Source organism: Pseudomonas sp. TWI628 (assembly GCF_039673865.1).
Lineage (GTDB): Bacteria > Pseudomonadota > Gammaproteobacteria > Pseudomonadales > Pseudomonadaceae > Aquipseudomonas.
The window spans coordinates 162,361-183,084 of sequence record NZ_JBDJMM010000004.1; the positions used below are offsets into that span (position 1 = coordinate 162,361).

Annotated in this window: 21 protein-coding genes; 5 read left to right on the forward strand and 16 right to left on the reverse strand. The window is 63.7% G+C overall.

What is annotated here, in order from left to right; genetic code table 11:
* The first annotated feature begins 57 nt into the window (after positions 1–57).
* Positions 58–327 carry a hypothetical protein gene (locus tag ABE528_RS04715; RefSeq protein ID WP_346652337.1) on the forward strand — a complete coding sequence of 90 codons (270 nt, stop codon included), beginning with the start codon at positions 58–60 and terminating at the stop codon, positions 325–327.
* Positions 328–742: 415 nt separating this feature from the next.
* Here ABE528_RS04715 and ABE528_RS04720 read toward each other — a convergent pair whose 3' ends face one another.
* Positions 743–1,510 carry a transporter substrate-binding domain-containing protein gene (locus ABE528_RS04720; protein ID WP_346652338.1) on the reverse strand — a complete coding sequence of 256 codons (768 nt, stop codon included), beginning with the start codon at positions 1,508–1,510 and terminating at the stop codon, positions 743–745.
* Positions 1,511–1,633: 123 nt separating this feature from the next.
* Between ABE528_RS04720 and dnaX the strand changes: the two genes are divergently transcribed.
* Entirely contained in the window at positions 1,634–3,685 is a 2,052-nt protein-coding gene (gene dnaX, locus ABE528_RS04725; RefSeq protein ID WP_346652339.1) for a DNA polymerase III subunit gamma/tau, read from the forward strand.
* A 63-nt stretch (positions 3,686–3,748) separates the two neighbouring features.
* Positions 3,749–4,084, forward strand: coding sequence for a YbaB/EbfC family nucleoid-associated protein (locus tag ABE528_RS04730; RefSeq protein ID WP_027921266.1), 336 nt, complete (start codon positions 3,749–3,751; stop codon positions 4,082–4,084).
* Positions 4,085–4,169: 85 nt separating this feature from the next.
* On the opposite strand, the gene proC is transcribed toward ABE528_RS04730, so the two are convergent.
* The gene (proC, locus tag ABE528_RS04735) at positions 4,170–4,964 is read right to left on the reverse strand and encodes a pyrroline-5-carboxylate reductase (RefSeq protein ID WP_346652340.1); all 795 of its coding nucleotides are present in this window, start codon (positions 4,962–4,964) and stop codon (positions 4,170–4,172) included.
* Positions 4,965–5,326: 362 nt separating this feature from the next.
* Here proC and ABE528_RS04740 point away from each other — a divergent pair, with 362 nt between their 5' ends.
* The gene (locus ABE528_RS04740; RefSeq protein WP_346652341.1) at positions 5,327–6,640 is read left to right on the forward strand and encodes an MFS transporter; all 1,314 of its coding nucleotides are present in this window, start codon (positions 5,327–5,329) and stop codon (positions 6,638–6,640) included.
* Positions 6,641–6,696: 56 nt separating this feature from the next.
* Entirely contained in the window at positions 6,697–7,299 is a 603-nt protein-coding gene (recR, locus tag ABE528_RS04745; RefSeq protein WP_054884114.1) for a recombination mediator RecR, read from the forward strand.
* A gap of 36 nt (positions 7,300–7,335) precedes the next feature.
* On the opposite strand, the gene ABE528_RS04750 is transcribed toward recR, so the two are convergent.
* From ABE528_RS04750 to ABE528_RS04815, 14 genes are all read right to left on the reverse strand, one after another.
* Positions 7,336–7,884 carry an adenine phosphoribosyltransferase gene (locus ABE528_RS04750; protein WP_009683910.1) on the reverse strand — a complete coding sequence of 183 codons (549 nt, stop codon included), beginning with the start codon at positions 7,882–7,884 and terminating at the stop codon, positions 7,336–7,338.
* 55 nt (positions 7,885–7,939) lie between these two features.
* Positions 7,940–8,674 carry a Crp/Fnr family transcriptional regulator FnrA gene (gene fnrA / locus ABE528_RS04755; protein ID WP_060508220.1) on the reverse strand — a complete coding sequence of 245 codons (735 nt, stop codon included), beginning with the start codon at positions 8,672–8,674 and terminating at the stop codon, positions 7,940–7,942.
* 185 nt (positions 8,675–8,859) lie between these two features.
* Positions 8,860–10,242 (reverse strand): oxygen-independent coproporphyrinogen III oxidase, encoded by a 1,383-nt coding sequence (gene hemN, locus ABE528_RS04760; RefSeq protein WP_152958914.1) that lies wholly within the window; start codon positions 10,240–10,242, stop codon positions 8,860–8,862.
* Between the two features lie 107 nt (positions 10,243–10,349).
* Positions 10,350–11,033, reverse strand: a complete 684-nt coding sequence (locus ABE528_RS04765; protein ID WP_346652342.1) for a sulfite exporter TauE/SafE family protein — start codon at positions 11,031–11,033, stop codon at positions 10,350–10,352.
* Positions 11,026–11,241: a cbb3-type cytochrome oxidase assembly protein CcoS gene (ccoS, locus tag ABE528_RS04770; protein ID WP_152958915.1), complete on the reverse strand. Its 216-nt coding sequence runs from the start codon at positions 11,239–11,241 to the stop codon at positions 11,026–11,028. The genes ABE528_RS04765 and ccoS overlap by 8 nt, the downstream gene beginning before the upstream one ends.
* Complete coding sequence (locus ABE528_RS04775) at positions 11,223–13,694, reverse strand: heavy metal translocating P-type ATPase (protein WP_346652343.1); 2,472 nt, start codon at positions 13,692–13,694, stop codon at positions 11,223–11,225. The genes ccoS and ABE528_RS04775 overlap by 19 nt, the downstream gene beginning before the upstream one ends.
* 80 nt (positions 13,695–13,774) lie before the next feature.
* Positions 13,775–14,305 (reverse strand): FixH family protein, encoded by a 531-nt coding sequence (locus ABE528_RS04780; RefSeq protein WP_346652344.1) that lies wholly within the window; start codon positions 14,303–14,305, stop codon positions 13,775–13,777.
* A gap of 17 nt (positions 14,306–14,322) precedes the next feature.
* Positions 14,323–15,738 (reverse strand): cytochrome c oxidase accessory protein CcoG, encoded by a 1,416-nt coding sequence (gene ccoG / locus ABE528_RS04785; RefSeq protein ID WP_152958918.1) that lies wholly within the window; start codon positions 15,736–15,738, stop codon positions 14,323–14,325.
* A 246-nt stretch (positions 15,739–15,984) separates the two neighbouring features.
* Positions 15,985–16,965 (reverse strand): cytochrome-c oxidase, cbb3-type subunit III, encoded by a 981-nt coding sequence (gene ccoP, locus ABE528_RS04790; protein WP_152958919.1) that lies wholly within the window; start codon positions 16,963–16,965, stop codon positions 15,985–15,987.
* Positions 16,962–17,153: a CcoQ/FixQ family Cbb3-type cytochrome c oxidase assembly chaperone gene (locus tag ABE528_RS04795; protein WP_056801413.1), complete on the reverse strand. Its 192-nt coding sequence runs from the start codon at positions 17,151–17,153 to the stop codon at positions 16,962–16,964. The genes ccoP (ABE528_RS04790) and ABE528_RS04795 overlap by 4 nt, the downstream gene beginning before the upstream one ends.
* 5 nt (positions 17,154–17,158) lie before the next feature.
* Positions 17,159–17,767, reverse strand: coding sequence for a cytochrome-c oxidase, cbb3-type subunit II (ccoO, locus tag ABE528_RS04800; RefSeq protein ID WP_054884105.1), 609 nt, complete (start codon positions 17,765–17,767; stop codon positions 17,159–17,161).
* Positions 17,767–19,209 (reverse strand): cytochrome-c oxidase, cbb3-type subunit I, encoded by a 1,443-nt coding sequence (gene ccoN / locus ABE528_RS04805; RefSeq protein WP_085677877.1) that lies wholly within the window; start codon positions 19,207–19,209, stop codon positions 17,767–17,769. The genes ccoO and ccoN overlap by 1 nt, the downstream gene beginning before the upstream one ends.
* Before the next feature lie 365 nt (positions 19,210–19,574).
* Complete coding sequence (ccoP, locus tag ABE528_RS04810) at positions 19,575–20,516, reverse strand: cytochrome-c oxidase, cbb3-type subunit III (protein ID WP_152958920.1); 942 nt, start codon at positions 20,514–20,516, stop codon at positions 19,575–19,577.
* Positions 20,513–20,719, reverse strand: a complete 207-nt coding sequence (locus ABE528_RS04815; protein WP_152958921.1) for a cbb3-type cytochrome c oxidase subunit 3 — start codon at positions 20,717–20,719, stop codon at positions 20,513–20,515. The genes ccoP (ABE528_RS04810) and ABE528_RS04815 overlap by 4 nt, the downstream gene beginning before the upstream one ends.
* Between the last annotated feature and the right edge of the window lie 5 nt (positions 20,720–20,724).

The following is a 20,724-nucleotide window of genomic DNA, read 5'->3' on the forward strand; positions in this document are numbered from 1 at the left end:
ACTGTCACCCTATCGCGTGGAAGCGAAAAGGGGGGCACCAACTCGGTACGGTGACCTATGAAAAAGATTGTTCCAGATCCACCCCACAACCTCGATCCTCAGCCAGGCAAGGTCCTGTCTCGCGCCATCAGCGAGGGCATTGTCCCAATGGAATACGTGCTGATGAACGTCTCCCATTATCTGATGTTCGCCTACAGCGACAGTCGGCGGGCGCTGGAGCGCATCGAGGATGAAGAGGCGAGGCAATTGCTTCAGCATGGCTTGCGGGCGATGCAGATTGCCTGTGGCCAGGCGGATGCGTTGGTGGCGGCTATGGAGCAGAAGTGATTGTGTGAGGGCTGGCAGGTGCTTGGCGGGCTTTCGCGTCAGGGCCGCCATGTGCCTGCCGCAACAGCTTCAGCGCCTGTGAGATCGAGCGCCGCCCGCACGGCGCATCGCGAGCAAGCTCGCTCCTACATTTGTTGCAACGTGCCGAACCTGACAGGCCATGGTTGCCCGCCTTGGTGCATGCCTCAAGACATGTGTGGCGGCATCAATGCCCACCTCAAAATCCCGTCATGCCAACAAGGCTGACAACCATGGCCTGACAGGCATGGTCACGTTGCAACAAATGTAGGAGCGAGCTTGCTCGCGATGCGCCGCGCGGGCGGCGCTCGATCTCACAGGCGATGAAACTGTTGTGGCAGGCACCTAGAGGCCCACATGCTGTATTCAGGCAGGCGCCCAGCGGTCCGGACTAAACTCAAGGCCGAACCCCCAAAACCTCCCCTGAATACCCCACCGCCCCGTACCGCTGCACAATCCGCTCAATTTCCCCGGACTGTCTCATCCGCACCAACGCCCGCAAAATCCCCTGGGTCGGTATCGCCGGATCATTCCTCACCATGCACCCTAGCGCCTGTTCCTCTAGCACCGTCTGCACCTGCAGCCGCTGCCCGGCCGGTAAGCCCTGGTTGAACCATGCCACCGACAGCTCATTGCTCACCGCATGTTGATACCGGCCAACCTGTAGCTTCTGCAGCGCCAGTTGCTGGCTGCGGCTGTCCTCTCGCTGCAGGCGCCCTTGGGCGAACAATGGCTCCAGTGTGCCGTAGGCATAGCCCAGCACCGTGCCGATCGCCTGGGGTGGCAGCTGTTCGGGGCGGACAAGGGCGGCGTCGCCCGGGCGCCCGACCAAGACATCGCGTTGATGAATCAGCGGAACACTCCAGACGAAATTCCCCGGCCGATCATTGAACCACTGGCTACTCACATAGCAGCGCACATCGATATCCCCAGCGTCCATCGCCTGTTGTAGACGCAGCCGTGCCATCACGTGGTACTCGGGGCGCACGCCGGCCTCCCGGGCCAATGCCTGGATAAGGTCGAACACCAGGCCCTCCACCGGCTGGCCGCCTTCGATCCGCACCAGCGGCATGCTCCAGCTCTCGGCCACGGAAAAGCGCAGCACCGGCAGGTCCGCCAAGCTGTGAGTGCTCCAGAGCAAGAGCAGGGCCAGCAGTCGTCGCAATGCACATCCTCCTTGAACAGCGCGCCAGTTGCTTAGCTTAGACGAACCGCGCAGGGTGCAATTTTGCCCCCGCTCCGCTAGCATTAGCGATCTTCCGCTCGATCAGGCTGCGATGGTTTTTCGATGAGTTATCAGGTTCTTGCACGTAAATGGCGTCCGCGCTCGTTCCGCGAAATGGTCGGCCAGGCCCATGTGCTCAAGGCCTTGATCAATGCCTTGGACAACCAGCGCCTGCACCACGCCTACCTGTTCACCGGTACCCGGGGTGTGGGTAAGACTACCATTGCGCGAATCATCGCCAAATGCCTCAACTGCGAGACCGGCATTACGTCCACGCCTTGTGGCACTTGCTCGGTATGCCGGGAGATCGATGAGGGCCGCTTCGTCGACCTGATCGAGATCGACGCCGCGAGCCGCACCAAGGTCGAAGATACCCGTGAGCTGCTCGATAACGTGCAGTACGCACCGAGCCGTGGGCGCTTCAAGGTCTACCTGATCGACGAAGTGCACATGCTCTCTACTCACTCGTTCAACGCCTTGCTCAAGACGCTGGAAGAGCCGCCGCCCTACGTCAAGTTCATCCTTGCCACCACCGACCCGCAGAAGCTGCCGGCCACCATCCTGTCGCGCTGCCTGCAGTTCTCGCTGAAGAACATGAGCCCGGAGCGGGTGGTCGAGCACCTGAGCCACGTGCTGCAGGCCGAAAATGTGCCGTTCGAGCCGGATGCCCTGTGGCTGCTCGGCCGTGCTGCCGACGGTTCGATGCGTGATGCCATGAGCCTGACTGACCAGGCCATCGCCTTCGGCGAGGGCAAGGTATTGGCGGCCGATGTGCGCGCCATGCTCGGCAGCCTCGATCATGGCCAGGTCTATGGCGTGCTGCAGGCGCTGCTCGAAGGGGACGCGCGGGCGCTGCTCGAAGCGGTGCGCAACCTTGCCGAACAGGGGCCGGACTGGAGCGGTGTGCTGGCCGAAATGCTCAACGTCCTGCACCGCGTGGCCATCGCCCAGGCACTGCCCGAGGCGGTGGACAACGGCCAGGGCGATCGCGACCGGGTGCTGGCGCTGGCCTCGGCGTTGCCGGCCGAAGATGTGCAGTTCTACTACCAGATGGGCTTGATCGGCCGCCGCGACCTGCCGTTGGCGCCGGACCCGCGGGGCGGTTTCGAAATGGTCCTGCTGCGCATGTTGGCGTTCCGCCCGGCAGATACCGACGATGCGCCGAAGCCGGTGCTAAAGCCAGTGGGGATCAGCCAGGCCACAGCTGATCCGGCAACCCCGGTGGCAGCACCAGCCGTTGCTGCCGCTGCGCCTGCCGCTGCGCCGGCGCAACCTGCACCCGTGGCACCGGCCCCGCAGGCCGAGGTCGCGCCGGTTATGGCACCGGCTCCTGAGCCAGAGCCTGAACCAGAGCCAGAGCCAGAGCCCGAAGTTGTCGCGCCTGAGCCGGTGGCGGTGGAGGAGGTCATCGACCTGCCCTGGGAGGAGCCAGCCGCGCCGCGCGCGCCCGAGCCTGTAACTGCGCCGGCACCAGCCCCGGTAGCTGCCGCGCAAAGCGCCCAGCCCGTCTACGACGAGCCACCCTTCGACCCGTCCGCCTACGCTTCGGCTGGTATGGATCGCGATGACGAGCCGCCAATGGATGAGGACTATTATGGTGGCGAAAGCGACCCGGTAGGCTTCAGTTATCTTGACGAGCTGGCCGAACACGTTCAGGAAGAAACCCCTGTCGCCGCGCCCGAGCCGCTGCCAGCTGCCCAGCCGGCGACCGGCCTTGCCCTGCAATGGCTGGAATTATTCCCACAGTTGCCTGTGTCCGGCATGACGGGCAACATCGCTGCAAACTGTACGTTGATGGCCGCTGATGGTGATGACTGGCTGCTGCACCTGGACCCAGGCCAGGGCGCGCTGTTCAACTCCACCCAGCAGCGCCGGCTGAACGAGGCGCTCAACCAGCACCTGGGGCGCACCTTGAACCTGCGGATCGAGCTGATTCGCCCCGAGCAGGAAACCCCGGCCCAGGCAGCGTCGCGCAAGCGTGCCGAGCGCCAGCAGGGCGCCGTACTGTCGATCGAGCAGGATCCGTTGATCCAGCAGATGATCAAGCAGTTCGGTGCCACGGTGCGACAGGATACTATTGAGCCTGTAGACGCCCTGGTCAGCCAGGGCCAGTAATCGATAACCATGCGGCCGGCCCCTCGCCGGGCCGCATCACATGACCCAATCGAGGTATACCCCATGATGAAAGGTGGCATGGCTGGCCTGATGAAGCAGGCCCAGCAAATGCAGGAAAAGATGCAGAAGATGCAGGAAGAGCTGGCCAACGCCGAAGTCACCGGCCAGTCTGGTGGCGGCCTGGTGAGCGTGGTGATGACCGGTCGTCACGACGTCAAGCGTGTCAGCATCGACCAGAGCCTGATGTCGACCGACGAAGACGACAAGGAAGTGCTGGAAGACCTGATCGCCGCTGCGCTGAACGATGCCGTACGCAAGATCGAGCAGAATAGCCAGGACAAGATGGGCAACATGACCGCTGGCATGCAATTGCCACCGGGCTTCAAGATGCCGTTCTAAGGTATCGGCACCTTCAAGAGGCCGCCGCTGGGTATCCAGCGGCGGCTTTTTTATTTGAATGATTGAATAATTAAAAGTTGCTCTCTCAAGCGCCTTTTGACAGTTCCACCGAGCGTCGATGCGCGGCAGAAGTTGCCTGCTCCAGCAATTCCCGCAGCTTGCGCTGGCTTTCAAATACTTCAATGGCCGCAGCGGTAGTGCCATTGGGTGAAGTTACCGCGACGCGCAGTTCGATGAAATCGGCATGTGCCTGATGTTGCAAAGTTGCTGCGCCGAACGCAGTTTGCGCCGCCAGGTTGCGTGCCAGTTCAGGGTTCAGCCCCAACTTCACACCTGCCTCGGCAAGTGCCTCGCTGAACAGGTGGTAATACGCCGGGCCGCTGCCGCTGATGGCTGTGACCGCATCCAGTTGCTGTTCCTCATCCACCCAGTATGCCGCGCCAACTGCCTCGAACAGGCGGCCAATCACCGCCTTGCGTGCGGCATCGAGCTGCGCACCTGCATACAGCCCGGTGCAACCGGCTCCCAGCAGTACCGGAGTATTAGGCATGGCCCGCACCACCGGGCAGCGCTGGCCGACGGCGTCGCTCAGGCTGGCCTGGGTGACGCCCGCAGCCACCGAAACCACGGTCGCCTGGCTGCACTGTCGATCACTTAGTCCGGCCAGCGCGCTGCTGGCGTAAGCGGGCTTGACCGCGAGCACGATCAGTTCGAATGCCTGGTCGGTGGGTACATCCTGCAGTCGGGCGTAGCGGCCTGCTGCGGCGTCGGCGCTCAGCCCAGGGTCGACGATGCTTACCCGTTCGACCAGCCCGCCCTTGAGCCAGGCATCGCCCAGCGCGCCGCCCATGCGCCCATAACCGATGAAAAGCACGTTCATTGAATGCCTCGCGTTGTGTTTGTTGTTTTCTCGTTTTTTAGAGTAAGGGCTTTTTCGATAAAGGTGCAACCGGGTGCAACTTGAAAAACACCACGAAGTGGCGTGTGCCGACAAGCGACTCTGTGACTAATGAGTCATCAATGCACCCTTTTGGTGATTTAGGGTATTTCTGTGGTTTTATTGAATCAAAACAGGGCATTTTCGTATTAATTTCTAAATCTTTAAAGATTAATCGTTTAATCACGGTTGCACCTTTTTTGAAAGTTTGAATAAGATTCGCTCGCAACGGTGCAACCCGGTTGCTCTTTTGCGCCAATTCACACGGTGCTCGCCGACATAACATCAAAAAAACGGAGACTCGAATGACGCCTTCCAGTGCAACCCCCTCTGCAACCCAGGGGCGTGGCCGAGCCTTGGTCGCCAGCCTTACCGGCAGCTCCATCGAATGGTTCGACTATTTCCTCTACGGCACCGCCGCCGCCCTGGTATTCAACAAGCTGTTCTTCCCCAGCTTCGACCCGGTAGTCGGGCTGCTGCTGGCTTACCTGTCGTTTTCCCTGACCTTCTTTGTGCGGCCCATCGGTGGTGTGCTGTTTGCCCACATCGGCGACCGCATCGGGCGCAAGAAGACCCTGGTCATCACCTTGTCGCTGATGGGGGGCGCAACCGTGCTGATCGGCTGCCTGCCCACCTATGAACACATCGGTGTGTGGGCGCCGGTGCTGCTGATCACCCTGCGCGTGATCCAGGGCCTGGGTATCGGGGGTGAATGGGGTGGTGCGCTGCTGCTGGCCTATGAATATGCGCCGGCCAATCGTAAAGGCCTGTTCGGTAGCGTGCCGCAGGTCGGCGTGACCGTCGGCATGCTGCTGGCGACCATGGCCGTGAGCCTGATGGCCATGCTGCCGGACGAGCAGTTCATGAGCTGGGGCTGGCGCGTGCCGTTCGTGCTCAGCGCCGGGCTGGTGTTCCTGGGCTTGTGGATCCGCCATGGTCTGGACGAAACGCCGGAGTTCAAAGAAGCCAAGGCTTCCGGCAACGTGGCGAAAATGCCACTGGTCGAAACCTTGCGTGACCACTGGCGCGAAGTGCTGATTGCCGCTGGCCTGAAAGTGGTGGAAACGGCGCCGTTCTATATTTTCTCGACCTTCGTGGTCAGCTACGCGGTCACCACGCTGGGCTACGACAAGGTCAGCACCCTCAACGCAGTGATGGTCGGCGCGGCGGTTGCCTCGCTGATGATCCCGGCCATGGGCTGGCTGTCGGACAAGGTCGGGCGCAAGGCGGTGTACATTGCCGGCATCCTGCTGATCGCCGCGTTCATCGTGCCGTACTTCAAATTGCTCGACACTCGTACCACCTGGGGCCTGATGCTGGCGACGGTGATCGCCTTCGGCGTGCTGTGGGCGCCGGTTACCGCGGTGCTTGGCACCATGAGTTCGGAAATCTTCTCCACCCGGGTGCGCTACACCGGCATCACCCTGGGCTATCAGCTGGGCGCTGCCCTGGCCGGCGGTACCGCGCCGTTGATTGCCACCTTCCTGCTCAGCCGCTACAACGGCAGCTGGCAACCGGTGGCGTTGTACCTGCTGGCGACGGTGGCCATCTCACTGGTGGCGGTGCTGGCCGTGCGTTCGGGCAAGGGTGAAAAGCCTGGCAATCCCGCGTTGATTTGACGCAACAGGCACTGGTGGGTATAAACCGGCTCTTATTGATTTGTCAGGCCTTACCCATGAGCTTCAGCCCCCTGATCCGCCAACTGATCGACGCCCTGCGCACCCTCCCGGGCGTCGGCCAGAAAACCGCCCAGCGCATGGCGCTGCAGCTGCTCGAGCGTGACCGCAGCGGCGGCCTGCGCCTGGCCCAGGCGTTGAGCCAGGCCATGGAAGGGGTAGGGCATTGCCGCCAGTGCCGGACCCTGACCGAACAGGAACTGTGCCCGCAGTGCAGCGACCCGCGCCGTGACGACACGCAGCTGTGCGTGGTGGAAGGGCCGATGGATGTGTATGCGGTGGAGCAGACCGGCTATCGCGGGCGTTACTTCGTGCTCAAGGGGCACTTGTCGCCGCTCGATGGCCTGGGGCCTGAGGCGATCGGTGTGCCGCAGCTGATGGCACGGATCGAGGAGCAGGGCAGCTTCACCGAGGTGATCCTGGCGACCAACCCGACTGTGGAAGGTGAGGCGACGGCGCATTACATCGCCCAGTTGCTGAACGAGAAAGGGCTGGTGGCGTCGCGGATTGCCCATGGCGTGCCGCTGGGCGGCGAGCTGGAGCTGGTCGATGGCGGCACCCTGGCCCATGCCTTTGCCGGGCGCAAGCCGATCTCGCTGTAATTGGCTGGGGCTGCACAGCGGCCCCAAGCCAGCAACTCAGTATTCGCTCAGGGAAAACTCGGTCAGGCAGAAGGTCGGCACTCCGGCTGCCTGCAGCCGGCGCGAGCCATCCAGCTCCGGCAGGTCGATGATCGCCGCCGCCTCGAACACCTGTGCCCCGGTGCGACGCACCAGGTTGGCAGCGGCCAGCAGGGTGCCGCCGGTGGCAATCAGGTCATCGAAGATCAATACCGAATCGCCTTCGCACAGGCTGTCGGCATGCACTTCCAGGAAGGCTTCGCCGTATTCGGTCTGGTAGCCCTCGCTCAATACGTCAGCCGGCAGCTTGCCCTGCTTGCGGAACAGGATCAGCGGCTTGTTCAGCTGGTGGGCGATGATCGAGCCAATCAGGAAACCACGCGCGTCCATGGCGCCGATGTGGCTGAACTCAGCCTCGACGTAACGCTCGATGAACTGGTCGGCCACATAGCGCAGCCCGCGCGGCGACTGGAACAGCGGGGTGATGTCGCGGAAGATCACGCCGGGCTTGGGGAAGTCCACTACCGGGCGGATCAGGGCTTTGAGGTCGAAGGCGTCGCTGTGCATTGTTGCGGGTATCCTGGGAAAACGAATGCCCAAGTATACCCGCTAAACGTCGGCCTCAGGCCTCGATTGCACCACCGGCCAGCGCGCATAGCTGGATCGGGTCGAGGATGTGCACTTCCTTGCCTTCGGCGCGGATCAGGCCGTTCTGCTGGAAGCGGGTGAACACCCGCGACACGGTTTCCACCGCCAGGCCCAGGTAGTTGCCGATCTCATTGCGCGACATGCTCAGGCGGAACTGGTTGGCCGAGTAACCACGGGCGCGGAAGCGTGCGGACAGGTTGACCAGGAAGGTGGCGATGCGTTCGTCGGCGGTCTTCTTCGACAGCAGCAGCATCATCTGCTGATCGTCGCGAATCTCGCGGCTCATCACCCGCATCAGCTGGCGCCGCAACTGTGGCAGTTGGACAGAGAGCTCATCGAGGCGCTCGAAGGGGATTTCACAGACCGAGGTGGTTTCCTGGGCCTGGGCCGACACCGGGTAGGCTTCGGTGTCCATGCCGGACAGGCCGACCAGCTCGCTGGGCAGGTGGAAGCCAGTGATCTGCTCTTCACCGCTGTCGCTCAGGCTGAAGGTCTTGAGGGCGCCGGAACGTACGGCATAAACCGAGCCGAAATTGTCACCCTGGCGGAACAGGAACTCGCCTTTTTTCAGCGGGCGCCCGCGTTTGACGATTTCATCCAGTGCATCCATGTCTTCCAGGTTGAGCGAAAGAGGCAGGCACAGGGGGGCCAGGCTGCAGTCCTTGCAATGGGCCTGGTTGTGGGCGCGCAGTTTGACTGGCTCGGACATTTGAATCGATCCTTGTGGGAAAGCACACATAAGTCGTAAGGGTAACTCACGACGAGGGTGTAGGCCAGTCTGCGCTACTTTGAAGCGAACTGGCGAAACCCCGGCGGGAAAATGCCGGGAGTCCTTGTCAGCCCATAGTGTGCCAGCCCCAGGGGGCATGTCCATGTGGTCGATTGACTCCGTAATCAGATAACCCGCGAGAAGCGCTGGCGGTTATGCATCGCCAGGTAGGCATCGAACACCATGCACACCGAGCGCGCCAGCAGGCGCCCGGCCGGGAGGATGCGGATGCCCTTGTCGTCCAGGCTGATCAGGCCATCGCGCTGCATGGTCTGCAGTTCTGGCCAGAGATCGTTGAAATAGCCACGAAAATCGACGGTGAAAGCCTCCTCGATCGGCTCGAAGTCCAGTTCGAAATGGCAGATGAGCTGCTGGATCACGGCCCGCCGCAGGCGGTCGTCGTGGTTGCAGACCAGCCCACGCTGGGTCGCCAGCTGGGCGTTGGACAGGGTGTCCTGGTAGGTAGTGAGGTCGCTGCTGTTCTGGCAGTAGAGGTCGCCGATCTGGCTGATCGCCGATACCCCCAGGCCGATCAGGTCGCAATGACCGTGGGTGGTGTAACCCTGGAAGTTGCGCTGCAGAGTGCCTTCTTCCTGGGCGATCGCCAGTTCGTCGTCGGGCAGGGCGAAATGGTCCATGCCGATGTAGCGGTAGCCGGCGGCAGTCAGCTGTTCGATGGTGTTGTGCAGCATCTCGAGCTTCGCCGCCGGCGCCGGCAGGTCATTGCTGTCGATGCGCCGCTGGGGCATGAAGCGCTCGGGCAGGTGGGCGTAGTTGAACACCGAGAGGCGGTCGGGTTGCAGGCGGATCACTTCGTCGACGGTGCGGGCAAAACCTTCCACGGTCTGTTTGGGCAGGCCGTAGATCAGGTCGAGGTTGATCGAGCGGAACTGCAGGGTGCGCGCGGCCTCGATCAGGGTGCGGGTCTGCTCCAGGCTCTGCAGGCGGTTGACTGCACGCTGCACGGCCGGGTCGAGGTCCTGCACGCCGAGGCTGACGCGGTTGAAGCCCAGCTCACGGAGCAGGCCCATGGTCGACCAGTCGGCTTCGCGCGGGTCGATCTCGATGCCGTAGTCGCCGGAATCGTCATCCAGCAGGTTGAAGTGCTGGCGCAGGGTGGCCATCAGCTGGCGCAGTTCGACATGGCTGAGGAAGGTCGGTGTGCCGCCGCCAAAATGCAGCTGCTCAACGCGCTGTTTAGGGTCCAGGTGGCAGGCGATCAGCTGGATCTCCTGCTCCAGGCGCTGCAGGTAAGGTGCGGCGCGGCCGCGGTCCTTGGTGATGACCTTGTTGCAGGCGCAGTAGTAGCAGATGTTGGCGCAGAACGGCACGTGCACGTACAGCGACAGCGGGCGCACGGCCCGGCGGCTCTCGCGCAGGGCGTGGAGCAGGTCGAACGAGCCTACCTCGCTGTGCAGTTGCACGGCGGTCGGGTAGGAGGTGTAGCGTGGGCCGGCGAGATCGTAACGGCGGATCAGGTCGGCATCCCAACGTAGGTCGGCGAGCATGTGGGCGGTCCCCGGATGATGCAGCAGTGTCCGGAGTCTATGGCCGTCTGTAGGAAACTGTGTTGATTTGTATCAAGGCATACAGGGGGTGCAAGGCGGCCTCTCTGTCAGTGGCCCATGAGCCAGTGCTGGTGCGGGCCGGGCAAGGTCCAGATGCCAAACAGGATCACCAGTACCCCGCCGGCCATGCGCACGCTGCGCCGTCTCAACAAAGCGTTTACCCGCTCTGCCGCCAGCCCCGTGGCCAGCAAGATCGGCCAGGTGCCCAACCCGAATGCCAGCATCAATGCCGCGCTGTAGCCGGCATTGCCCTGGCTGGCCGCCCACAGCAACGTGCTGTAGACCAGGCCGCACGGCAACCAGCCCCACAGTGCCCCCAACAGCAGGGCACGGGGCATGCTGGAGACCGGCATCAGGCGCGAGGCAGCCGGCTGGATATGCCGCCACAGCCCTCGGCCCAGGGCTTCGATGCGGGTCAGCCCGCTCCACCAGCCGGCCAGGTACAGCCCCATGGTGATCAGTAGCAGCGCGGCCACCACGCGCAAGGCCATCGCCGCCGGGCTGCTGGCCAGCGCCCAGCCAGCCAGGCCCAGCAGCAGGCCGGCGCAGGCATAGCTGAGGATGCGCCCCAGGTTGTAGGCCATTAGCAGGCGCAGGCGCCGGCCGCGTTGTTCGGGGGGGATGGCCAGGGTCAGCGCGCCCATCAGGCCACCGCACATGCCCAGGCAGTGGCCGCCGCCGAGCAGGCCAAGGACCAGTGCCGAGCCGAGCAGGGGAAGCAGGTCAGGCACGGGGTGGCGCTGCCTTGTCGTCTGGTGCTGCGGTTTCTTCGGGTTTGACGGCTGCCTGGTGGCGCGGGTCCTGATCGTCGAACAGGATGCTGTGGGCCGGGCCTTCGAGGTCGTCGTACTGGCCGCTGTCCACTGCCCAGAAGAAGATGTAGACGGCCACGCCAACCAACAGCAGGGCGGCAGGGATCATCACATAGAGGGCGGGCATGGCGACTTCCTTCCGTAAGCGGCTGTGTCGTTCGCCGGTAAGCCAGCTGATGCAGGCAAGCGGGTTAGACGCAGCGCATTGAGCACCACGATCAGCGAACTGACCGACATGCCGATGGCCGCCCATACCGGGGTGATCCAGCCAAGCGCGGCGAACGGCAACATGAGGCCATTATACAGGGTTGCCCAGAGCAGGTTCTCGAGGATGTTGCGGCGGGTGCGGCGGGCCAGGTCGAAGGCCAGTACCAGTGCCTGCAGGCGGTTGGACAGCAGCACTGCGTCGGCGCAGGTCTTGGCCAGGTCGGTGGCGCTGCCCATGGCGATGCTGATGTCGGCGGCGGCCAGCACGGGCACGTCGTTGACCCCATCGCCGAGCATCAGCACCTTGCGCCCGGCGGCCTGCAGTGCCTTGAGGCGGTCGAGCTTGTCATCCGGGCGCAGGCCGCCGATGGCCTGGTCGATGCCCAGTTGCGCGGCCACCTCGGCGACCATCGGCGAGCTGTCGCCGGACAGCAGCAAGGTACGCCAGCCGCGTGCCTGGCAGGCAGCGAGCAGGGCCGGGGCATCCTCGCGCAGGCGATCATCGAGGCCGAGCCAGGCTAGCGGGCCCTGGCGGTCGCCCAGCAGCAGCCACTGGCCACGCGGTTCCGGCACGGCAGGGATCTCGGCGCCGCTAAGGGCGCAGACGAATGTGGCTTGGCCGATGCGCAGCGGCTGGCCGTCCACCTTGCCTTCAAGGCCGAGCCCCGGGACTGTCTGCACGTCGTCGGCAGCGGCGGCGGTGCGGCCAAAGGCACGCGCGATCGGGTGCTCGGAGCGGTTCTCGAGGGCGGCGGCAAGGGCCAGGCAACGGTCGGCCGGCAGTGCCGCCAGTGGGCGGATGCTGCGCAGGGTCAGGCGGCCTTCGGTGAGGGTGCCGGTCTTGTCGAAAATCACCGTGTCGATCTGGTTCAGGCCCTCAAGTACATGGCCACGGGTCACCAGCAGGCCGAGCTTGTGCAGGGTGCCGGTGGCGGCAGTGAGCGCGGTCGGGGTGGCCAGCGAGAGGGCGCACGGGCAGGTCGCCACCAGCATGGCCAGGACGATCCAGAAGGCCCGTGCCGGGTCCAGGTACCACCACCACAGGCCAATGGCCACGGCGGCCAGCAGCGAGAACAGCAGGAAATATTGCGAGGCGCGGTCGGCGATTTCCGCCAGCCGTGGCTTTTCTGTCTGCGCGCGTTCAAGCAGGCGGACGATGGCCGACAGGCGTGAGTCATGGCCGAGGGCTTCGACTTCCACGTTCAGTGTGCTCTCCACGTTCAGCGTGCCGCCGGTGACGCGCTCGCCGGCCCGCCGTGGTAGCGGCAGGTACTCGCCGGTCAGCAGCGATTCGTCGACGCTGGAACGCCCTTCGACGATGCGCCCGTCCGCCGGGATCACCGCGCCGGGCAGCACCTGCACGGTGTCGCCACGCTGCAGTTCGCCAAGCAGGATGCGTTCGGCCCGCCCGTAGCTGTCCAGGCGCAGGCACGAGGCCGGTAGCAGGTTGACCAGCTGCGCGGTGGCTGCGGCCGTGCGTTCGCGGGCGCGGCGTTCGAGGTAGCGGCCAGTGAGCAGGAACAGGGCGAACATGCCGACGGTATCGAAATACAACTCGCCGCTGCCGGTCACGGCGGTCCAGATGCCAGCACCGAAGGCCAGGCCGATGGCCAGCGACACCGACACGTCCATGGTCAGGTGGCGGGTGCGCAGGTCGCGCGCGGCGCCCTTGAAGAACGGCGCGCAGCTGTAGAAGACGATGGGAATGGTCAGGAACAGCGCGACCCAGCGCAGAATGGTGTGCATTTCCGGCGACAGGTCGATGTTGAATTCTGGCCAGGTGGCCATGGTCGCCATCATCGCCTGGAACCACAGCAGGCCGGCTACGCCCAGGCGGCGCAGGGCGCTGCGGTTCTCCCGGGCCAGCTGCTCGGCGGCCTGGTCGGGTTGATACGGGTGGGCGGCATAGCCGATCTGGCGCAGTTCGGCGAGCAGCCGGGACAGCGGTAGCTGGTGGTCGTCCCAGTTGAGCAGCAGGCGGTGGTTGGACAGGTTCAGGCGGGCTTCGGCGACGCCCGGCAGATTGCGCAGGTGCTTTTCGATCAGCCAGCCGCAGGCGGCGCAGCTGATGCCTTCGACCAGCAAGGTCGCCTCGGCCAGGTCGCCGGCATGGCGGACGAAGTTCTGCTGGACATCACTGCGGTCGTACAGCGCCAGTTCGTCTTGCAGTTGTTTCGGCAGCGCCTCGGGGTTGGCACTGCGGTCGCTGCGGTGCTGGTAGTAGTGCTCAAGGCCACCGGCGACGATGGATTCGGCCACCGCCTGGCAGCCGGGACAGCAAAATTGCCGGGGCTCGCCGAGCACCACGGCAGTGAAGCGGCTGCCGGCGGGAACGGGCAGGGCGCAGTGGTAGCAAGGGGTGGGCTGGGTCATAAGGCAGGCACGGCTGGTGGGGCAGATGACAATTCCTGAGGGGGCGGGCTTGCCTGCCCCCTCAGGGAATGATGATGTGGCTACTGTTGGTGTTCGGCGCCCTGGAGCGCTTCATCGCCCAGCTGCAAGGTCACGCCATGTTCGACCTTCTCTTCCTCGAACAACCGCCATACATGCTCGTCCTGGCTACCCAACAGCTCCACGAACCGACGCCCGTCGACCTTGTCCTCCAGTTGCCCGACATAACGCCCGGCCGCCACCCGGCTGAGCAGCACCTTGCGGTCCTTGTCCGGCTGGGTGGGCGAAATCAGGTTCAGCTCCAGGCTCTGCGGGTCGCTGTTGCCGCTCAGGCGCACGTCCACCTCGCCAGTCAGCTCATCCAGGTGCACGCTGGCCTTGAGGTTGAGGGTCTGGGCCAGCAGCTCACGGTCCAGCGAACGGTTGATGCCTTTGCCGGCCTCGTAGTAGTTGTCGTTGACCAGGTTGTCCGGGTTGCGCACGGCAATGCTGACCATGGTCAGGCTCAGGCACACCGAAGTGGTCAGGATGCCGATGATGATCCAGGGCCAGAGGTGCTTGTACCAAGGGCTGGCGGCGGTGGCGGCAGGCATTGTCAGGGTTCTCTCTGTCAGCGGATCTGTGGGCCGATGAAGCGGCTCTTGGCTTCAACCTTGGCGGCGCTGTCGTCGGCGCTCTTGAGGATGAAGGTGATTTCGTTGGTGGTCGAGGGCAGCTTCTCGGGGGCGATCGACAGCTGTACCGGCAGGCTGACGATATCGCCGGCGGCTACGCGGATTTCGCGCTGGCCTTCCAGGCGCAGGTCGGGCAGGCCGGCGGCGTCCAGCACGTAGACGTGGTCGCGCTGGTCCTTGTTCATGACCTTGAGGCTGTATACGTTCTCGATCCGGCCCTGGGCGTTTTCGCGGTACAGCACGCGGTCCTTGCTGACGTCGAAACCGACCAGCGAGCGGGTGGCGAAGGCGGTGCCCAGGGCGACGATCATCACCAGCAGCACCACGGCATAGCCAATCAGGCGCGGGCGCAGCATGTGGGTCTTCTGCCCCGAGAGGTTGTGCTCGGTGGTGTAGCTGATCAGCCCTTTGGGGTAGTTCATCTTGTCCATGATGCTGTCGCAGGCGTCGATGCACGCTGCGCAGCCGATGCACTCGATCTGCAGGCCATCGCGGATGTCGATGCCGGTGGGGCAGACCTGCACGCACATGGTGCAGTCGATGCAGTCACCCAGGCCCATGGCCTTGTAGTCGGCGTCTTTCTTGCGCGGGCCACGGGTTTCGCCGCGGCGCGGGTCGTACGAGACGATCAGGGTGTCCTTGTCGAACATCACACTCTGGAAGCGCGCGTAGGGGCACATGTACACGCACACCTGCTCGCGCAGCCAGCCGGCGTTGCCGTAGGTGGCCAGGGTGAAGAAGCCGACCCAGAAGTAGGCCCAGCCATCGGCATCGCCTGTGAAGAACTCAGTGAGCAGTTCGCGGATCGGCGAGAAGTAGCCGACGAAGGTCATGCCGGTGACGAAGCCGATCAGCAGCCACAGGCTGTGCTTGGCGAACTTGCGCAGGAACTTGTTGCCGCTCATGGGCGAGCGGTCGAGTTTCATGCGCTGGTTGCGGTCACCCTCGGTGACTTTCTCGCACCACATGAAGATCCACGTCCACACGCTTTGCGGGCAGGTGTAGCCGCACCACACGCGGCCGGCGAACACAGTGATGAAGAACAGGCCGAAGGCGGCGACGATAAGGATGCCTGAAAGCAGGATGAAGTCCTGGGGCCAGATGGTGGCGCCGAAAATGTAGAATTTGCGCTCAGGCAGGTTCCACCACACAGCCTGGTGGCCACCCCAGTTCAGCCACACGGTGCCGAAATAGAGCAGGAATAGCGCGGCCCCGCCGACCATCCGCAGCCTGCGGAAGATGCCGGTGAAGGCGCGGGTGTAGATTTTCTCGCGAGAGGCGTAGAGGTCGACGGAATCCTTCCCTTTGTTGGCAGGCGGGGTGACGTCATGTACCGGAATTTGCTTGCTCATCATCAAGTCCCACGGCAGTGGAGAAACGCCGCGGCCAGTGCGTGCCGGCCACAGTCTCGCGCATGCTGCTAGCGCTCTGCGATCAATGATACGCCGCTGGTGGCGATATGGGATCGCGCTGCGACCTTTAGTCGCGTTGGGTTCGTGGTATGAATCGTGTTATGGCGGGTGTCAATTGATCCAGGTCATCTTGTGCTGCATTTGCCGGCCTCATCGCGGATAAATCCGCGAGAGGCCAGGCCTGCCTTACTCAGCCTGCTGGGCCGGTTCAGCCTGGTGCGACAGGCTGTACACATAAGCCGCCAGCAAGTGCACCTTGTCATTGCCCTGCAACTGTTCCTGCGCCGGCATCTGCCCTTGGCGGCCATAGCGAATGGTCTGCTGCAGCTGGGCAAAGCTCGAACCGTAGATGAACGCCTGCGGGTGGGTCAGGTTCGGCGCACCCATGGCCGGGGTGCCCTTGCCCTCAGGGCCGTGGCAGGCCACGCAGTTGGCGGCGAACAGCTTCTGGCCGTTCTCGGCATCGGCCTTGGCACCTTCCGGCAGGCTGCGGCCATCGAGCTTGCTGGTGACGAACGCGGCGACATCGGCCACGCCCTGTTCGCCAAGCACTTCCCCCCAGGCCGGCATCACGCCATGGCGGCCGCCCATGATGGTGGTCTTGATGGTTTCCGGCTCGCCGCCCCAGCGCCAGTCCTGGTCGGTCAGGTTGGGGAAGCCATAGGCGCCCTTGGCATCGGAACCGTGGCACACCGAGCAGTTCGAGGCGAACAGGCGTGCGCCCATTTTCAGCGCTTGCGGGTCCTTGGCAACCTCTTCGATCGGCATCGCCGCGAACTTGGCGAAAATCGGCCCGAAGCGTGCGTTGGCCTTGGCCATTTCCTTTTCCCACTCGTGCACGCCGGTCCAGCCCGGCTGGCCGTTGGAGAACTCGGTCTGCTTGTCGTTATCCAGGTACGAATAGCCCGGCAGGATGCCTTTCCAGTTGCCCAGGCCTGGGTACAGCACCAGGTAGCCGAGGGCGAAGATGATGGTGCCGACAAACAGCCAGAACCACCATTTCGGCAGCGGGTTGTCGTATTCCTCGATGCCATCGAAGGCATGCCCGACGGTCTCGTCGGTGACCTCTTCGCGCTGGCCCTTGCGGGTCGACAGCAGCAGCCAGGTCAGCGAGAAGATGGTGCCCAGGGTCAGGACGGTAACGTACAGACTCCAGAAGGTTGTCATTGTTGTTTGCTCCCAGAAGCTTTTGCTTGCTCGACGTGCCGGCTGGCCTCGGGGTCATCCGCGAAGGGCAGTTGCGTCGCCTCGTCGAAGTCCTTCTTGCGCCGGGGGTTGAACACCCACAGTGCCAGGCCCACGAAGGCCACCATCACCACGACGGTGCCCAGGCCGCGAATCATCCCGATATCCATCAGCGTCACCGTTTGCTTTTGATGATGGTGCCAAGACCCTGCAGGTACGCGACCAGTGCGTCCATTTCGGTCTTGCCCTTGACCGCGTCGCGGGCGCCGGCGATGTCGGCGTCGCTGTACGGTGTGCCCAAGGTACGCAGCACTTCCAGTTTCTTCGCGGTGTCCTTGCCGTCGAGCTTGTTCTCGACCAGCCACGGGTAGGCCGGCATCTTCGATTCCGGCACCACGTTGCGCGGGTTGTACAGGTGCGCGCGGTGCCAGTCATCGGAGTAGCGGCCACCCACGCGGGCCAGGTCCGGGCCGGTGCGCTTGGAGCCCCACAGGAACGGGTGGTCCCAGACGCTTTCGCCCGCGACCGAGTAGTGGCCGTAGCGCTCGGTTTCGGCGCGGAACGGGCGAATCATCTGCGAGTGGCAGCCCACGCAGCCTTCACGGATGTAGATGTCGCGGCCTTCGACTTCCAGCGCGGTGCGCGGCTTCATGCCTTCGACCGGCTTGTTGGTGACGTCCTGGAAAAACAGCGGGACGATCTGGGTCAGGCCACCGACGCTCACGGCGATGACCATGAAGAAGGCCAGCAGGCCTATGTTCTTCTCGACGGCTTCATGCTTCATCAGTGCGCTCCCACGACGACGATCTTGGCGGCTTCCTCGGCCTGTGCCGGGTTGGCGGCACGCACGGTACGGAACACGTTGTAGGCCATCAGCAGCATGCCGGTGGCGAAGAACGCACCGCCCAGGGCGCGGACGATATAGCCAGGGTGGCTGGCCTGCAGGGCTTCGACGAAGGAGTAGGTGAGCGTGCCGTCATCGTTGATGGCGCGCCACATCAGGCCCTGGGTGATGCCGTTGACCCACATCGAGGCGATGTACAGCACGGTGCCGATGGTCGCCAGCCAGAAGTGCGCGTTGATCAGGCCGACGCTGTGCATCTGCTCGCGGCCGTAGAGTTTCGGGATCATGTGGTAGACCGCGCCGATCGAGATCATCGCCACCCAGCCGAGGGCACCGGCGTGCACGTGGCCGATGGTCCAGTCGGTGTAGTGCGACAGCGAGTTGACGGTCTTGATGGCCATCATCGGGCCTTCGAAGGTGGACATGCCGTAGAACGCCAGCGACACCACCAGGAAGCGCAGGATCGGGTCGGTACGCAGTTTGTGCCAGGCGCCCGACAGGGTCATCATGCCGTTGATCATGCCGCCCCAGCTCGGTGCCAGCAGGATGATCGACATCACCATGCCCAGCGATTGCGCCCAGTCCGGCAGCGCGGTGTAGTGCAGGTGGTGCGGGCCGGCCCAGATGTACAGGGTGATCAGTGCCCAGAAGTGCACGATCGACAGGCGATAGGAGTAGATCGGCCGTTCAGCCTGCTTGGGTACGAAGTAGTACATCATCCCCAGGAAGCCGGTGGTGAGGAAGAAGCCCACCGCGTTGTGGCCGTACCACCACTGGATCATCGCGTCGGTGGCGCCAGCGTAGGCCGAGTACGACTTGAACAGGCTCACCGGCAGCGAGATGTGGTTGACGATGTGCAGCATCGCGGTGACCACGATGAAGGCGCCGTAGAACCAGTTGCCGACATAGATGTGCTTGGTCTTGCGCTTGACGATGGTACCGAAGAACACCAACCCGTAGGTCACCCAGACAATGGCCAGGAGGATCGCCAGCGGCCACTCGAGCTCGGCGTATTCCTTGGTGGTGGTGAAGCCCATCGGCAGGGTGATCAGCGCGCCGACGATCACCGCCTGCCAGCCCCAGAAGGTGAAGGCGGCCATGCTGTCGGAGATCAGCCGGGTCTGGCAGGTCCGCTGCACCACGTAGTAGCTGGTGCCGAACAGCGCACAGCCACCGAAGGCGAAGATGACCAGGTTGGTGTGCAGCGGGCGCAGGCGGCCGAAGCTGGTCCAGGGCAGGTCCAGGTTCAGTTGCGGCCACACCAGCTGCGAGGCGATGAAGACGCCCAGGCCCATGCCAAGGATCCCCCAGACCACCGTCATGATGGCGAACTGGCGGACGACCTTATAGTTATAAGCAGTCGGACTGATTGCTGTGCTCATTCTAAGGTTCCACGGTTTTGGTGTTCTTGTTGGTCGAAAAATCGGCGCCAGTATCGATAACCACTTGGGTTATGGCAACGCAAGGATCCTTGCGCCGACCCGTGTCCGGGCCCTTTCGCCGGTGTCCCACGGCGATAGGGTCGGGACGATTGTACACAAATAAATATTTGTAATGTGTACCGTTTTTCATCTTTTTCTGATCGATCGGTCAGGCTTTTTCGGGGGCGGCATCAGGCTGTGCGCCGCGTCTGCTTCGGTCCTTGCGGAGCGAAGCCCACTGAGGCAACAAGCTTAGTTCTGTTCGGAGGGGGTGCAAGGGCGGAGGTAGAGCGGGGAGGGGGGGCCGCAAGGCGGCCCCAAGGGTATTACTGGGCGGTCAGGTTCTCGGCGGTGCCGTTCTGCGACAGGCTGTACACATAGGCAGCCAGCAGATGCACCTTGTCATTGCCCTGGATTTCCGCCTGGGCCGGCATCTGCCCCTGGCGCCCATAGCGAATGGTCTGCTGCAACTGGGCAAAGCTCGAACCATAGATGAACGCCTGCGGATGGGTCAGGTTCGGTGCGCCCATGGCCGGGGTGCCTTTACCTTCAGGCCCGTGGCAGGCCACGCAGTTGCCGGCGAAGATTTCCTTGCCCTTGACCGGGTCGGCCTTGACCCCTTCCGGCAGGCTGCGGCCGTCGAGGTTGGTCAACACGAACGCGGCGACATCCGCCACACCCTGTTCCCCGATCACCTCGGCCCACGCCGGCATCACGCCGTGGCGGCCATTCATGATCGACGCCTTGATGGTCTCCGGCTCGCCGCCCCAGCGCCAGTCCTGGTCGGTCAGGTTGGGGAACCCGTAGGCGCCCTTGGCATCCGAACCGTGGCACACCGAGCAGTTGGAGGCGAACAGGCGGCTACCCATTTTCAGTGCCTGTGGGTCCTTGGCCACTTCCTCGACGGGCATGGCGGCATACTTGGCGAAGATCGGGCCGAACTTGGCGTCGGCCTTCTCCATCTCCTTCTGCCACTCGTTGGCACCGGTCCAGCCATTCTCGTAGCCGGGCAGGATGCCTTTCCAGTTGCCCAGGCCCGGGTACAGCACCAGGTAGCCGGCACCGAACACCAGGGTGCCGACGAACAGCCAGAACCACCACTTGGGCAGCGGGTTGTCGTACTCCTCGATGCCATCGAAGCTGTGCCCCATGGTCTGGTCGGTGGTGCTGTTGCTCTGGCCCTTGCGGGTCGACAGCAACAGCCACGCCAGGCCGATCAGGCTGCCGATGGTCAGTACGCTGATGTAGGTACTCCAGAAGGTGGTCATTGCGCTTTGCTCCTCACAGCCGCAGTCATGGCAGCAGGTTCCTGCCCGGCAGGGGGCAGGCGGTCGTCGACGAAGGGCAGCAGGCGCGCTTCGGCGAAATCATGGTCGCGGCGACGGTTGAACACCCATAGCGAGAGGCCGATGAAGGCGACCATCACCACCAGGGTGCCCAGGCCACGGATCATGCCGATGTCCATTTCCATGCGGG